The organism is Primorskyibacter flagellatus (assembly GCF_900176485.1).
GTDB lineage: Bacteria > Pseudomonadota > Alphaproteobacteria > Rhodobacterales > Rhodobacteraceae > Primorskyibacter > Primorskyibacter flagellatus.
This window is the reverse complement of record NZ_FWYD01000004.1, coordinates 193,582-207,816: the sequence shown is the minus strand read 5'-3', so window position 1 is coordinate 207,816 and position 14,235 is coordinate 193,582. Positions and strand designations below refer to the sequence as shown.

At 60.7% G+C, this 14,235-nt stretch carries 13 protein-coding genes; 8 read left to right on the top strand and 5 right to left on the bottom strand.

Features of this window, described 5'->3' with window-relative positions; all coding sequences use genetic code 11:
* The first annotated feature begins 45 nt into the window (after positions 1 to 45).
* The 3 genes from B8991_RS09015 to B8991_RS09005 are packed head-to-tail and all read left to right on the top strand — an operon-like array spanning position 46 to position 4,240.
* The gene (locus tag B8991_RS09015; protein ID WP_084352626.1) at positions 46 to 1,080 is read left to right on the top strand and encodes a cysteine synthase A; all 1,035 of its coding nucleotides are present in this window, start codon (positions 46 to 48) and stop codon (positions 1,078 to 1,080) included.
* Positions 1,080 to 3,527 (top strand): DUF3772 domain-containing protein, encoded by a 2,448-nt coding sequence (locus tag B8991_RS09010; RefSeq protein WP_084352624.1) that lies wholly within the window; start codon positions 1,080 to 1,082, stop codon positions 3,525 to 3,527. The genes B8991_RS09015 and B8991_RS09010 overlap by 1 nt, the downstream gene beginning before the upstream one ends.
* On the top strand, positions 3,524 to 4,240 hold the full coding sequence (locus B8991_RS09005; RefSeq protein ID WP_084352622.1) for an alanyl-tRNA editing protein: 717 nt from the start codon (positions 3,524 to 3,526) through the stop codon (positions 4,238 to 4,240). Before B8991_RS09010 ends, B8991_RS09005 begins: the two co-directional genes overlap by 4 nt.
* Before the next feature lie 77 nt (positions 4,241 to 4,317).
* Here B8991_RS09005 and uxuA read toward each other — a convergent pair whose 3' ends face one another.
* Positions 4,318 to 5,532, bottom strand: coding sequence for a mannonate dehydratase (gene uxuA / locus B8991_RS09000; protein WP_084352620.1), 1,215 nt, complete (start codon positions 5,530 to 5,532; stop codon positions 4,318 to 4,320).
* Positions 5,533 to 5,636: 104 nt separating this feature from the next.
* On the opposite strand from uxuA, the gene B8991_RS08995 reads away from it, so the two are divergent.
* The 4 genes from B8991_RS08995 (at position 5,637) to B8991_RS08980 (ending at position 9,211) form a co-directional block, all read left to right on the top strand.
* On the top strand, positions 5,637 to 6,368 hold the full coding sequence (locus B8991_RS08995) for a GntR family transcriptional regulator (RefSeq protein WP_084352618.1): 732 nt from the start codon (positions 5,637 to 5,639) through the stop codon (positions 6,366 to 6,368).
* 11 nt (positions 6,369 to 6,379) lie between these two features.
* Positions 6,380 to 7,351, top strand: coding sequence for a TRAP transporter substrate-binding protein (locus tag B8991_RS08990; protein WP_084352616.1), 972 nt, complete (start codon positions 6,380 to 6,382; stop codon positions 7,349 to 7,351).
* Positions 7,352 to 7,426: 75 nt separating this feature from the next.
* A complete protein-coding gene (locus tag B8991_RS08985; RefSeq protein WP_084352736.1) occupies positions 7,427 to 7,930 on the top strand; it encodes a TRAP transporter small permease in 504 nt (167 codons plus the stop codon).
* 3 nt (positions 7,931 to 7,933) lie between these two features.
* A complete protein-coding gene (locus tag B8991_RS08980; RefSeq protein WP_084352614.1) occupies positions 7,934 to 9,211 on the top strand; it encodes a TRAP transporter large permease in 1,278 nt (425 codons plus the stop codon).
* 66 nt (positions 9,212 to 9,277) lie between these two features.
* On the opposite strand, the gene tpiA is transcribed toward B8991_RS08980, so the two are convergent.
* From tpiA to rimK, 4 genes are all read right to left on the bottom strand, one after another.
* Positions 9,278 to 10,033, bottom strand: a complete 756-nt coding sequence (gene tpiA, locus B8991_RS08975) for a triose-phosphate isomerase (protein ID WP_084352612.1) — start codon at positions 10,031 to 10,033, stop codon at positions 9,278 to 9,280.
* 156 nt (positions 10,034 to 10,189) lie between these two features.
* The gene (locus B8991_RS08970; protein WP_084352735.1) at positions 10,190 to 10,576 is read right to left on the bottom strand and encodes a HesB/IscA family protein; all 387 of its coding nucleotides are present in this window, start codon (positions 10,574 to 10,576) and stop codon (positions 10,190 to 10,192) included.
* A gap of 213 nt (positions 10,577 to 10,789) precedes the next feature.
* On the bottom strand, positions 10,790 to 11,152 hold the full coding sequence (locus B8991_RS08965; protein ID WP_084352610.1) for an SUF system Fe-S cluster assembly protein: 363 nt from the start codon (positions 11,150 to 11,152) through the stop codon (positions 10,790 to 10,792).
* A gap of 246 nt (positions 11,153 to 11,398) precedes the next feature.
* Positions 11,399 to 12,811 carry a 30S ribosomal protein S6--L-glutamate ligase gene (gene rimK, locus B8991_RS08960; RefSeq protein WP_084352607.1) on the bottom strand — a complete coding sequence of 471 codons (1,413 nt, stop codon included), beginning with the start codon at positions 12,809 to 12,811 and terminating at the stop codon, positions 11,399 to 11,401.
* A 125-nt stretch (positions 12,812 to 12,936) separates the two neighbouring features.
* Here rimK and tgt point away from each other — a divergent pair, with 125 nt between their 5' ends.
* Entirely contained in the window at positions 12,937 to 14,064 is a 1,128-nt protein-coding gene (gene tgt / locus B8991_RS08955) for a tRNA guanosine(34) transglycosylase Tgt (RefSeq protein WP_084352605.1), read from the top strand.
* The last annotated feature ends 171 nt before the right edge of the window (positions 14,065 to 14,235 follow it).

Genomic DNA, 14,235 nt, shown 5'->3' with positions numbered 1-14,235 from the left:
ACATCTGATGGCTGACAGAACAGACGATGACAAAGGAGGCGCCGCATGCGCATTGCAGGTGATCTGGCCGAAGCGATCGGCAACACACCACTGATCCGGCTGCGCCGCGCCAGCGAGGCGACGGGCTGCGAAATCCTTGGCAAGGCGGAGTTCATGAACCCCGGCCAATCGGTCAAGGACCGTGCTGCCCTCTTCATCATCCGCGACGCGGTGGAAAAGGGCCTTCTGAAACCCGGTGGCACGATTGTCGAGGGGACGGCCGGCAATACCGGTATCGGGCTGGCGCTGGTTGGCGCGTCGATGGGGTTCCGGACGATCATCGTCATCCCCGAGACGCAAAGCCAGGAAAAGAAGGATATGATCCGACTGGCCGGCGCGGAACTGGTGCAGGTGCCCGCAGCGCCCTACCGCAATCCCAACAACTATGTGCGCTATTCCGGCCGTCTGGCCGAGGAACTGGCCGCGACGTCGGAAAAGGGCGTGATCTGGGCCAACCAGTTCGACAACACCGCCAACCGTCAGGCCCATATCGAAGGCACCGGCCCGGAGATCTGGGACCAGACCGGCGGCAAGGTTGACGGGTTCATCTGTGCGGTCGGCTCCGGCGGCACTCTGGCGGGCGTGGCGATGGCGCTGCAACCCAAAGGCGTCAAGATCGGCCTTGCCGATCCGATGGGGGCCACCCTGTTCAACTATTATACCACGGGCGAACATGCGGCCGAGGGAAGCTCGATCACCGAAGGTATCGGGCAGGGGCGGATCACCGCCAATCTTGAAGGGTTCACCCCGGATTTCAACTACCAGATCCCCGATGACGAGGCGCTTCCCGTGGTGTTCGACCTGCTGGAAGAAGAAGGCCTGTGCCTTGGCGGGTCGTCCGGTATCAACGTGGCCGGCGCTGTGCGCATGGCGCGGGAAATGGGGCCGGGGCACACGATCGTCACGGTGTTGTGCGACTATGGCACACGCTACCAGTCGAAACTGTTCAACCCCGATTTCCTGAAGGACAAGGGCCTGCCCGTGCCCGGCTGGATGGACCGTGCTCCCGCCTCCATTCCAGGCGTTTTCCAGGAGGTCTGATGCCCAACCCATTGGTCTTTTTCAAAGCGGCCCTGTTGCCGCTGCTGCTGGTATTGATGCTGGCGGTTCAGGTATTTGCCCAGAACCCGGTTGATTACGACACCTGGGCCAAGCAGGCAACATCCGCCGAATCCGTGGTCGAGGCCGAGAGTGCCACGGATACAGAGCTTGAAACCCTGCGCGCCGGTATTGCCAAGTGGCGAGAGCAGTTTCTTGCGGCCAGCAATGTCAGCACACCGCGCATAGATACCCTTCAGGGGCAGATCGATGCGCTTGGTCCGAAACCCGAGGAAGGCACCGAGGAGCCTGCGGAACTGGCCGACAGGCGCTCTGCCTTGAACGAGCAGATGGAAGAGTTGCGTGCTCCCCTTCGCCGCGCCGAAGAGGCCTATAACCGCGCCAACGCCATCATCTCGGAAATCGACACGATCATTCGTGAACGACAGGCCGCGGCGTTGCTGGAACTGGGCCCATCCCCCATCAACCCCGCGCTCTGGCCCGCAGCGATCGAGTCGTTGCTGGCTTCAGTGAATGAGCTGATCGTCGAGGTTGAAGAAAACTGGGCGTCAGACGAAAAGCGTAGCCAGGCGAAGGCCCAACTGCCTTTGGTGCTGTTTCTGCTCGCGCTGGGCCTGTTGCTGATGCTGCGTGGCCGGGTCTGGATCGGCGGTGCGGTGAAACGTTTGCGCAAATTGACCCGCAAAGGCACCGGCGTCTGGAGCTTTCTGGTCTCGCTTGGTCAGATCATCGTGCCGATGGTGGGCATCATTGCCCTGACGCTGGCGATTTTTGCAACCGGGATGCTGGGTGAACGCGGCGCGCTGCTGCTGTCGGCTGTTCCCGGCTGGGCGATGACGATCCTTGGCGTGTGGTGGTTGGGCGACCAGACGTTCTCGCGCATGGACGATGTCGGATCCCTGCCGCTTGATCGCTACCGGCGCACCGAGGCCCGCATCGATGTCGGCATTCTGGGCGTGTTGCTGGTGGCGCAAGACGTGATCGTCAAGGTCGCCGCCGCCGAGGAGTACAGCATTGCCACAATTGCGGTGCTGAAGCTTCCGATCATCGTGTTGGCCGGCATCGTGCTGTTCCGTCTGGGTCTCATCTTGCGCCAGGTCGGCGTTGCCCAGGAACGTGACAATCCCGACACGACGGAAGCGGCGTTCCGGATTCGCATGGTCCGCCTTCTTGGCCAGGTCGCCATGGTGCTGGCCGTGATTGGCCCGGTCATGTCAGCGATTGGCTATGCCAATGCCGGTGAGGCGATGATTTTCCCGACTGTGCAGACTTTCGCTCTTCTCGGTGTGCTGCTGGTATTGCAGCGCTTTGTTTTCGATCTTTATGCGTTGATTACCGGGCGCGGCGACGAGGACGGCGACGGGTTGCTGCCGGTTCTGGGGGCGTTTGTGCTGACGCTGGCATCCCTGCCGGTACTGGCGCTGATCTGGGGCGCGCGCGTTGCTGACCTGACAGAGCTTTGGGCGCGGTTTCGCGAGGGCTTTACCTTTGGCGATACCCGCATCGCGCCAACCGATTTCCTGACCTTTGCCATCGTTTTCGTCATCGGTTACGCCGCGACGCGGCTGTTGCAGGGCGGTCTGCGCGGATCGGTGCTGCCAAAGACCAAGCTGGATATCGGCGGGCAGAATGCCATCGTCTCGGGTGTTGGCTATCTGGGGATTTTCCTCGCCGCGCTGATCGCGGTGACGGCCACGGGGCTGGATCTGTCCTCCCTGGCAATCGTCGCCGGTGCGCTGTCGGTCGGGATCGGTTTCGGCCTACAGAACATCGTGTCCAACTTCGTCTCGGGCATCATCCTGCTGATCGAGCGGCCGATTTCCGAAGGCGACTGGATCGAGGTCGGTGGAACGCATGGCACCGTCCGAAGCATCTCTGTCCGTTCCACACGGATCGAGACATTCGACCGCTACGACGTGATCATCCCCAACGCCGATTTTGTCTCTGGCCGAGTGTCAAACTACACCCGTGGAAATGCCTTGGGACGGATCATCGTTCCCGTGGGCGTGGCCTACGGGACAGATACCCGCAAGGTCGAAGAGGTTCTCTTGCGCATTGCCCGTTTCCACCCGCTGGTGATGCTGACCCCGGCACCCTATGTGCTGTTCAAGGGCTTCGGTGCCGATTCGATGGATTTCGAAATCCGCGCGATTCTGTCGGACGTCAACGAAATTATGGGCGTGAAAACAGAGATGAACCATCAGATCGTCGAGGCCTTCGCGAAGGAGGGTTTCGAAATTCCATTCGCACAGCGCGACGTTTGGCTGCGCAACCCCGAAACGTTGATGCAGGGCAAGGGCGCACCGCAATCCGAAGCGGAGCATGTTCGGGACGATGACAACAAGGACCAGTCGGACCCCGTTCATAATCCGATCCCGAGCGAACCCAATCAGGCGTCAAGCGACGGAGACGGAGATGGCGACACATGACTGAAGCGCTTTACCTGACAGAGCCTTATCGGCGGGATGCACCCGGTATCGTGACCGGCCACACACCCGAGGGCGGCCTTGTCGTGCATAACCCGCTGTTCTACCCGACCGGCGGCGGCCAGCCGGGCGATAGCGGCGTTCTGGACTGGAACGGCGTGGAAATCCCGATTGCCACGGCGGTCAAGGCGGATGGTGGCGGCAGTGTTCTGGTCGCGGCGGAACCGGTCATGCTGCCGCCCGTTGGGGCACATGTCACGCAGCGGCTCGACTGGGAACGCCGTCACCGCCATATGCGGATGCACACTGCGTTACATTTACTGTCGGTTGTCATCGCTCTGCCTGTGACCGGTGGTCAGGTCAGTGCAGATCGCGGGCGTCTGGATTTCAACATGCCAGAAGCGCCAGAGGATCGCGATGCCATTGAAGACGCGCTTAACGCGCTTGTGGATCGCGATTTGCAAGTCACCGAGGATTGGATCACCGAGGCAGAGCTGGATGCCAATCCCGGTTTGGTCAAGACCATGTCGGTGCAACCGCCGCGCGGCGCGGGCGTCATTCGCCTTGTCCGCATTGGCGAGGGGAGCGGTCAGGTTGACCTGCAACCCTGCGGCGGTACGCATGTCGCCCGGACCGGAGAAATCGGTCATATCCGCTTGGGCAAGATCGAAAATAAAGGCCGCCAGAATCGCCGCGTCAACCTGCACCTGCGCTAGGTGATCGGGTTTTAATGTTCGCGAAAGGGCGAAGGGGTGTCCCTTTCGCCCGATCAAGGTCAGTCAGGCGCAGCTTGTCATGTCTCTGCGGTGATGCGTGGAGAGAGCGCCGCGATTATTCCGCGCAATTCGGCAAGGCCCTTCAACCGTCCGATAGAAGGATAGCCCGGCTGCGCACTGCGCCCCAGATCGTCAAGGATGTCCTGCCCATGATCCGGCCGGAAGGGGAGTGACCAGTCGGTACGGCCAGCAGCCTTGCGCCGCGCCTCTTCGTGCAAGACAGCCTCTACCAGCGCCACCATATCGGTATCGCCGCCCAGATGCTCGGCTTCATAGAACGATCCGAAAATCTCGTCCGACTCTCGTTTGACGTTGCGCAGATGCAGGAAATGCACCCGGTCGCCAAGACGCTCCATCATACCCGGCAGATCGTTGTCAGGCCGCGCACCAAGGGAACCGGAACACAGTGTGATGCCACTGGCGGGCGAGTTCACAGCATCCATTACCGCCTTGTAATGCGCCTCGGTCGACATGATGCGCGGCAGGCCCAGCAGCGGTACGGGAGGATCGTCAGGATGGCAGCACAGCCGCAAGCCCAGCTTTTCCGCCGTGGGCACGACCTCTTCGAGGAAGGTAACGAGATTTGCGCGCAACTGATCCTCGCTGATCGCGGCATATTCGGCCAGATGCGTGCGCACATCTTCCAGCGAAAAATTCTCGGCCGCGCCGGGAAGGCCGAACACGAGGTTGCGCAGCAGTTGCGAACGATGGGCGTCATCCATCTCTGCAAAGCGTTTGCCTGCGGCATCCTTAAGCGCCTTATCATACTCCTCGGCAGCGCCGGGACGTTCGAGGATATGCAGGTCAAATGCGGCAAAGTCGGTCAGGTCGAACCGCATGCAAGTGCCACCGTTGGGCAGGCGCCAGGCAAGATCCGTGCGGGTCCAATCCAGTATTGGCATGAAGTTGTAGCAGATCACCTCGATCCCGGCATCGGCAAGATTGCCAAGGCTTTCGCGGTAATTGGCAATATGGGTCCGCCAGTTGCCGGTCTGCTTCTTGATATCCTCGCTGACAGGCAGGCTTTCGACCACATCCCATGCCAGACCCGAGGGGCGTCCGTCTTTCATGTGCGCAATCACGCGTTGACGTTCGGCAATCTCTTCCTTGGACCACACATCCCCCGTCGGGATGTGGTGCAGGGCGGTGACAATGCCGGTCGCGCCCGCCTGGGCAACGTCATCTATGGACACAAGATCTTTTGGTCCGAACCAGCGCCAGGTTTGTTTCATTACTTCCTCCCGAGTCGTGCGATGATTGAGTGATAACAGACCCTGCGTTTAATGCCTAGTATGGAAGTATGGAAGTATGTTATTCAGCGCGTGGAGGTAGAATCATGACGGCATCTGTCACAGGTATAGGGGCTTTGGACCCGACATTGCCAATCACGCCACAGATCTACCGTATCCTGCGCGACCGTATTATCCACAATGATCTGACCCCTGGAAACCGGATTTCCGAATCCGAAATTGCCGCACTTCATCAGGTCAGTCGCCAACCGGTCCGTGAGGCCTTTATCAAGCTGGCAGAGCAGGGGCTTCTGGCCGTGCGTCCGCAGCGCGGCACGATCGTCAACAAGATCGCCTATTCGGTCGTTCTGGACGCGCGTTTTCTGCGCGAAGCGATAGAGGCCGATATTGTCAGCATTCTGGCGCAGTCGCCGGATGCGGGCCTGGTGTCGAATCTGCGCAAACAGCTTGATGTCCAGCGCGCCTTGGACCCAAAAGATTCAAGCGATTTCATTCATTTGGATGAACGCTTTCATTTCACGCTCGCCGCGGCCGCAGGCAAGGGCGGGGCGTGGAAGCAAGTGGAGGGGCTGAAATCGCAGATGGACCGTGTGCGGTATCTTTCCTTGTCGCAATTCCCCGTGGCCAAGCTGATCGGTCAGCACGAAGCCATTGTCGACCACATCGCCGATGGTGACCGCCGCGGTGCCAATGTTGCGATCCGCACCCATTTGCGCGAGGTTCTTTCCGACCTTACCCAGATCGTTGCCGCGCATCCCGAGTTTTTCGACCTGCCGGCGGGGGAGCTTCCCCAACCGGTCAATGCACCTATCCTATGAGGAGTGGATACATGACGTTCAATTGGAAACTTCCAGCCGTTGCCGCGACCGTGGCGGCATTGTTGACAGCGCCTGCCTTCGCGCAGGACATGACGCTGAAGCTGGGCCATCTGGCCAATGAGGACAATCCCTGGCACATGGCCTCGGTCAGGTTCGGCGAAGAGCTGACCGCGCTGACAGACGGGCGCATTACCGTTGAGGTGTTCCCGAATGAAAGCCTGGGCAAGGAAATCGACCTGATCAACGGCATGCAGCTTGGCACGGTTGACATGACCATCACCGGAGAGTCCCTGCAAAACTGGGCACCGATGGCAGCCCTGCTGGCGGTTCCCTATGCCTACAAGTCGCTGGAGCACATGGATGAAGTCGCCAGTGGCGAGATCGGCGATCAGATCAAGGCGCAGATCATCGAGAAGGTGCAGATCCGCCCCATCGCGCATTTCGCGCGCGGACCGCGCAACCTGACATCCAACCGGCCGATCACTTCGCCGGATGATCTGAACGGTTTGAAAATGCGCGTGCCGAACGTGCCGCTGTTCATCGACGTGTGGAAGGCGCTTGGCGCGAACCCCGGCCCGATGGCGTTCTCCGAAGTGTTCACCTCACTTCAGAACGGCACCATCGAGGCGCAGGAGAACCCGCTGGCACTGATCCGGTCAGCGAGCTTTAACGAAGTGCAGAGCCACGTCAACATGACAGAGCATGTCCGTTCGTGGATTTACCTGACCATCGCGGAAAGCACTTGGGCGAGCCTGTCCGAAGAAGATCAGGGTGCCGTGATGGAGGCCGCCTCGCGCGCGCAGGCCTATGAGCGGGAACTGTTCAACGAAAGCATCGCCGCCGACCGTGCCTATCTGGAGGAAAACGGCATGACATTCGTAGAGGTTGATGGTGCCGCCTTCCAGGCAAAAGCCAAGGATGCGGTGCTGGCCAATGTCAGCGACGAGATCAAGCCGATCGTCGAAGGCCTGTTCGCTGAATAAGCGACAGGTTACATCTAGATCAAGCGGCGTCGCCCCGGACGGGCGGCGCTGTCCTTTCAGTCCAGGGGGCTCATGGTGAAACGCGCAGAAAGACTAATCGACCTCCTTGTGCAGCTTGCGCGGATCGGGGCCGGAATTTCCTTTTCGGTGCTGATCGGCGCGGTGTTGATACAGGTGGTGGGGCGCTTCATCGGCAGCTCTCCGGTCTGGACCGAGGAACTGACGCGTTACGCGCTGCTGTTCTCGGTGGCATTTGGTGCGGGGCTTTCTTTTCGCACCGGTGATCTGGTGAACGTCGATGTCGTCTGCGAGTCGCTGCCGGGTCGCATGCCTTGGTTGCTGCGCCTCTTCGCGGGCATCGTCACCGCTGGGCTGGCGATCTACCTGCTGCCGCATGCCTGGAAATACGTCTCCATCGGAAAGATGCAGACCGCCCCCGCATTGGGGATCAAAATGCACTACGTCCATTTTACGGTCTGGCTGATGCTGGCGCTGCTGGCCCTGTTTGCAAGCCTGCGCGTCGTCGGAATGCTGACCGGCACCGAAGATGGCAAACCCCGCAAGCCCGAAGAGGACTGAGCAATGGATGTCACGGTTTTGTTTCTGGTCTTCGTCGGCGGCCTAGTCGCTGGCGTTCCGGTTGCGATCACGCTTGGGGTCTCGTCGTTGGCCTATCTGCTGCTGGCGGGGATACCGCCCGTCGTCATGCCGCAAAAGATGTATGCGGGCATGGATGTTTTCGTGCTGCTGTCGATTCCGGGCTTCATCCTTGCGGGCAACCTGATGAATCAGGGCGGCATAACAGAGCGTATCATCCGCTTTGCCAATTCGCTGGTCGGCTGGATCCGCGGCGGGCTGGGTCTGACAAACATCGCTGCCTCCATGCTGTTCGGTGGCATCACCGGCACGGCTGTGGCCGATGCGGCCTCGATCGGTGGGGTGATGATACCGGGGATGAAGAAAGCGGGCTATCCCGCTGATTTCGCTGCCGCAGTCACCGCAGCCTCATCGACCGTCGGGCCGATCATTCCGCCCTCTGTGCCGATGATTATTGTCGGCGCGCTGTCCGGTATCTCGGTCGGCAAGATGTTCCTTGCGGGTGCCGTACCGGGTATCCTGATGGGGCTGGCGATGATGGTGACCTGCTTCGTGATTTCGGCGCGCCGCGATTTTCCGCGCCAGCCGTGGCAAGGTGCGGGTGAGGTCGTCCGGTCCTTCGGCGGGGCTTTCTGGGCGCTGGCGATGACCTTCCTGATCATCTACGGTCTGCTGTCGGGCTTGGCCACGCCGACAGAAACGGCCGTTGTTGCGTCGGTCTACGCCTTCATGGTCGGGGCCTTCATCTACCGCGAGTTGAAAGTGTCCAAACTGCCGGGCATCGTGGTGGACAGTGCAGTGTCGGCTGCGGGTATCCTTGCGCTGGTGGGCTTTGCCAATGTGTTTGGCTGGATTCTGGTGTCGGAACATATCCCGCAGGCAATCGCCGAGGGCGTGCTTTCGCTGACAGGCAACAAGTTCATGGTGATCCTGATCATCAACCTGCTGTTGCTGTTCGTTGGCATGTTCATGGAAACGATTGCCGCACTGATCATCCTGTTTGTGCCGCTTCTGTCGCTGGCGCAGGCTGTGGGGATTGACCCGTTGCACTTTGCCACCTTCGCAGTGCTGAACCTGATGATCGGTCTGACAACGCCGCCGGTGGGCGTGTGCCTTTTTGTCTGCGCAGGCATCGCGCGCCTGCCTTTGGCGCCGGTGGTGGTGGCCATCCTGCCATTCCTTGCGACCAATATTCTGGTGCTGCTGGCCGTCAGCTACATTCCCGCACTGGCCACATGGTTGCCTTCGGTGCTGATCCCCTGACCTGACAAAAGAACGCCGCGCGACCCGAGGGGCGCGCGGCAAATTCCTGCGTAAGTAAAGGTCCGGTTATGTCGCGCTCGCGTCTAGTGCGGCGATGATCGGCAGGAAGTCCGAGGCCTTCAGGCTGGCCCCGCCGACAAGTGCGCCATCGACATTCGACACCGCGAAAATCTCTTCGGCATTCGAGGCTTTGACCGACCCGCCATAGAGGATACGGACCGACCGCCCGACGCCCGCGCCAAAGCGCCGCTCCAGTCGCGTGCGGATGAAATCATGCACCTCGCCGATCTGGTCGGTTGTCGGAACCTTGCCAGTACCGATGGCCCAGATCGGTTCATAGGCGATCACCAGATTGTGGCCGGTGGCGCTGTCCGGGACAGAGCCTGAAAGCTGTCCGCCAATGATGTCGAGCGTGTTGGACGACTCGCGCTCTGCAAGGCTTTCACCGACGCAGATCACCGCGATCAAATCGGAATCAAACGCAGCGCGGGCCTTGGCGCGGATGGCGTCGTCATGCTCGTCGTGGTCCTGACGCCTTTCGGAATGACCCAAGATGACATGGGTCGCCCCCGCATCCGCCAGCATGGTAGCGGAAATGTCGCCGGTATGCGCGCCTGTGGCCTCGGCATGACAATCCTGGCCGCCGATGGAGACAGGTTTGCCTTGGATTGCCTCGGCGGCGCGTGACAACAGCGTCGAAGGCGGGCAGATCAGCACATCGCAGGCGGCGGGCTCGGGGCCATTGGCGATCTCCGCCAACTCTTCCAGAGCGGCGGCAGTACCGTTCATCTTCCAGTTTCCGGCGGCAAGTTTGCGTCTCATCTCGGTCCCTTCATGCGATTTGCGCACATCATGGCGGCATGCGATTTGCGCACATCATGGCGGCGTAAGACGGGCCGTCAAGGGCAAGCGGCTTGTGGGGACAGAAGGGTACGCGATCAGAGATGGAATATCGCGTTGGCGGCGCAGGAAAAGCCCCTAGCGCGTTGTGGTGATCGCGTCAGGATCCAGTTCTTCGACATCCTTGAATTTGATGGATTCACCACAGCCGCAGGCATCGGCGACATTGGGATTGTTGAAGCGGAACCCGGATTCAAGCAGCGAGGTTTCGTAATCAATCTCGGTGCCGAAGAGAAACATCTGGGCCATCGGAGCGATCATGACGCAGGCCCCGTCCTGGGTGACGACCTCGTCATTCGGATCGGCCTGATCGACGTAGTCCATGGTGTATTCCATGCCCGCGCAGCCGCCCTTCTTGACGCCGATGCGCAAACCAGCGCGCCCTTCCTTGTCCATCAACCGGGTGATCTGGCGAATGGCATTGGGGGTCATGCTGATCGGGGACTTTCCGGGAATGCCGAACATTTCGATATATCTCCTTGCCTTGACCTCAAGATAGGTCCCGGTTTCGAATTTCTCAAGAGATCCGCGGCACTGCTCAAGCGAAACGTTGGCATCTGGCGGGGTCGGCCGGATTTCGTTGACCGCGATTGACGCCGCTGGACACAATATAGACAACGAGGGTTTGTTGATGCCTATCAGTGCGGTGCGGTGCGCGGCGCGAAGCGGCGCGCTTGCTTACATGAAGCCCAGTTCCAGCCTTGCTTCGTCGGACATCATCTCCATGCCCCAAGGCGGCTCCCAAGTCAGATCCACATCGACCTGCTTCACCCCTTGCAGCGGTTCGACCGCATCGGCGATCCATCCCGGCATCTCGCCTGCCACCGGGCAACCGGGTGCGGTAAGCGTCATCACAACGCGGACCTCGTTTTCGGGGCTTATATCAATTGTGTAGACCAGCCCGAGGTCATAGATATTTACGGGGATTTCAGGGTCATAGACCGAGCGGCACGCTTCCACCACGCTGTCATATAGCGGGTGGTCCGTGCTGGATGGCTCGATCAGCGGCGTGCCCTCCATGGGCGGTTGCGCGTCATTCATTTGGGCTGTCCTGTTCTTTCCTGACCAAACATATAGGAAATGGGAGGTGCCGGGTAAAGGGGCGGATGGAAAGATGCCGCGCGGCATTTTGGGCAATAGATAGGGGAACAGGGCTTTTTGGGGGGCGACGTCGCCGTGCTGACCGGGCGGCGGTGGATGTGGCGCTTTCAGGAGTGAGGGGCCAGCCCCTCACACTCCCCGGAGTATTTTTGCCAATGAGAATTGGCTGGGGGGGGAGGTGAGAGGTCAGGTCGTAGGCGGCTGGATGGATTTGGCAGGTAGCTTTCTGCGCCGTACCGGCGCGGGGCGGGCGCGGGCCTCGATGCTGTCATAGAGCAGACCGGTAATGTTTTTGTTCGAGGCCTTTTCAATGCCTTCCAGGCCGGGCGAGGAATTGACCTCCAGTACCTTTGGGCCCGTGTCAGAGCGCAGAAGGTCGACGCCGGCCAAGCCAAGGTTGAAGGCACGGGCAGCGCGCAGGGCGGTGTCGCGCTCCTCTTTGGTGATGCGCACAGATGTGGCGCTGCCGCCGCGATGCAGGTTGGACCGGAAATCACCTTCGGCACCGGTGCGTTTCATCGAGGCCACGACCTTGCCCGCGATCACCAGACAACGGATGTCTTCGCCTGCGGATTCCTTCACGAATTGTTGCACCAGGAAATTTGCGCGCAGGCCGCGAAATGCGTCGATGACGGATTCGGCGGCCTTTTTGGTTTCCGCCAGGACGACGCCTTTGCCTTGGGTGGATTCGAGCAGTTTGACGATCAGCGGGGCCTGTCCGACCAGTCCGATCAGGTTGGACGTGTCCTTGGGGCTGGCTGCGAAGGCGGTTGTCGGCATCCCGATCTTTTGCGAGGCCAGCACTTGGTGGGCATGAAGTTTATCGCGGCTGGCGGTGATGCCTGCCGAGCCGTTCAAGCAATAGGTGCCGATGGTTTCGAACTGCCGGATCACGGCCGTGCCATAGGGCGTGATGGACGCGCCGATGCGCGGGATGACCGCATCATAGCGGGGCAGGCGTTTGCCGTCGTAATGCACTTCGGGGGCCAGTTGGTTGATCGCCATGTAGCAGCGCGTGGTGTCGATGACCTCTACCGAATGTCCACGCTCTTCGCCCTCTTCGACGAGGCGGCGGGTGGAGTAATTGTTCTCGCGGCTGAGAACGGCGATGCGCAGCGCGCGGTTGGGCGCGGATTTGCGAACCTTGGTGGAATGATACACGTCATAGCTGAGTTCCGGTTGGCAGAACCGATCGGTCGCGACGATCTGGATGTGATCTTTCAGCGCCTGTCGGCCCAGCAACATCCGGCTGGCCATATTGGCGCGGTTGGTCAGCGTGATCTCGATGTCCCAGCTCTCATTGCCCACTTTCATCGGCGTCGAGATGACATAGCGGGGTTCGGCCTCGCCATTCGACGAGGTGACGTCGCGTCGGTCGATTATGGGTGCGGAACACGGGATGATCAGGTCGTCCCGTCCCGGTATCGGGTGGATGGTGAAACGCACTTTCGGGCGCGTCGCCGGACCGAAGGTCTCAATGTCGAACGCATGCAGGGCCGAGGTACGCGCCCCGGTGTCGACCTTGACCTTGAGCGCAGGCAATCCGAGATCGGGCAGGGCAACCCATTCTTCCCAGCCGAAGGTCAGTGTTTCCGTCATGACGTTTGTCCTTCGCGTGAAGCGTGAGTTTCCGCACCTATCAAGCCAAGCGGCTTCCCGCAAGACAATGCGCCCCGACGTTCGGGGGCTTGGCAAGCTGCGTCGCTTGCTGCAAAGGAGGGCGCATGACGCGATTTTCCTTCTCTCTCACTGCCACGGACGGCGCGGCGCGGACCGGTGTGATCTCGACCCCGCGAGGGGACATTCGGACACCGGCTTTCATGCCTGTGGGCACCGCGGCCACGGTCAAGGCAATGATGCCGGACTCGGTGCGCGCGACCGGCGCTGACATCCTGCTGGGCAACACCTATCATTTGATGCTGCGCCCCGGTGCGGAACGGATCGCGCGTCTGGGCGGGCTGCACAAGTTCATGAATTGGGATCGGCCGATCCTGACGGATTCGGGCGGCTTTCAGGTGATGAGCCTTGCCGAACTGCGCAAGCTGACCGAAAAAGGCGTGACCTTCCGCAGCCATATCGACGGATCGAAGCATGAGCTGACGCCGGAACGCTCGATGGAGATCCAGAAGCTTCTGGGGTCCGACATCGTGATGTGTTTCGATGAGTGTCCCGCCCTGCCTGCCGATGATAAGCGCGTGGCCGAAAGCATGCGCCTGTCGATGCGGTGGGCGCAGCGATCCCGCGATGCGTTTGGCGACCGGCCGGGGCATGCGCTGTTCGGCATCATGCAGGGGGGCGTGACGGAACATTTGCGCGCCGAGAGCGCCGAAGCGCTGACCGTCATCGGATTTGACGGCTACGCGGTCGGCGGGCTGGCCGTGGGCGAGGGGCAGGAGGCGATGTTCGGCGTGCTGGACTATGCGCCTGCGATGCTTCCCACTGACAAGCCGCGCTACCTGATGGGCGTGGGCAAGCCTGATGACATCGTTGGTGCCGTCAAGCGGGGCATCGACATGATGGATTGCGTGCTGCCGTCGCGGTCTGGGCGCACCGGGCAGGCATGGACACGTCGCGGGCAGGTGAACATCAAGAATGCGCGCCATGCCGATGACCCGCGCCCCTTGGATGAAGATTGCTCTTGCCCGACCTGCCAAGGCTATTCACGCGCCTATCTACATCACGTTTTCCGGGCGCAGGAGATGATTTCAGGCATGCTGCTAACCTGGCACAATCTGCATTACTACCAAGAAATCATGCAAGGAATGCGGGATGCCATTGCCCAAGGCAGGTTCGCCGATTGGGAGGTTGATTTCCACCGCCAGCGTGAGATGGGCGATATCGAAAAGCTCTAGCCGCTATTGTTAGATCCGCACAGAGATCTTCGAACAGTAGCGGCCGTCATCGGAGTCTTGTCCGGTCCCGGCGGGGAAGGAAAACGGCTTTTTACATTCGGTCGGTTTGGGCCATACATCTCGCGATGATTGGCGGCACCTCTCCGGAAATGACCGGGATCGACAGCAGCA

Excerpts from the sequence above, each read along its gene's own strand:
- B8991_RS09015 (WP_084352626.1), top strand. The coding sequence starts at position 46 with ATGCGCATTGCAGGTGATCTGGCCGAAGCGATCGGCAACACACCACTG.
- B8991_RS09010 (WP_084352624.1), top strand. The coding sequence starts at position 1,080 with ATGCCCAACCCATTGGTCTTTTTCAAAGCGGCCCTGTTGCCGCTGCTG.
- B8991_RS09005 (WP_084352622.1), top strand. The coding sequence starts at position 3,524 with ATGACTGAAGCGCTTTACCTGACAGAGCCTTATCGGCGGGATGCACCC.
- uxuA (WP_084352620.1), bottom strand. The coding sequence starts at position 5,532 with ATGAAACAAACCTGGCGCTGGTTCGGACCAAAAGATCTTGTGTCCATA.
- B8991_RS08995 (WP_084352618.1), top strand. The coding sequence starts at position 5,637 with ATGACGGCATCTGTCACAGGTATAGGGGCTTTGGACCCGACATTGCCA.
- B8991_RS08990 (WP_084352616.1), top strand. The coding sequence starts at position 6,380 with ATGACGTTCAATTGGAAACTTCCAGCCGTTGCCGCGACCGTGGCGGCA.
- B8991_RS08980 (WP_084352614.1), top strand. The coding sequence starts at position 7,934 with ATGGATGTCACGGTTTTGTTTCTGGTCTTCGTCGGCGGCCTAGTCGCT.
- tpiA (WP_084352612.1), bottom strand. The coding sequence starts at position 10,033 with ATGAGACGCAAACTTGCCGCCGGAAACTGGAAGATGAACGGTACTGCC.
- B8991_RS08970 (WP_084352735.1), bottom strand. The coding sequence starts at position 10,576 with ATGTTCGGCATTCCCGGAAAGTCCCCGATCAGCATGACCCCCAATGCC.
- B8991_RS08965 (WP_084352610.1), bottom strand. The coding sequence starts at position 11,152 with ATGAATGACGCGCAACCGCCCATGGAGGGCACGCCGCTGATCGAGCCA.
- rimK (WP_084352607.1), bottom strand. The coding sequence starts at position 12,811 with ATGACGGAAACACTGACCTTCGGCTGGGAAGAATGGGTTGCCCTGCCC.
- tgt (WP_084352605.1), top strand. The coding sequence starts at position 12,937 with ATGACGCGATTTTCCTTCTCTCTCACTGCCACGGACGGCGCGGCGCGG.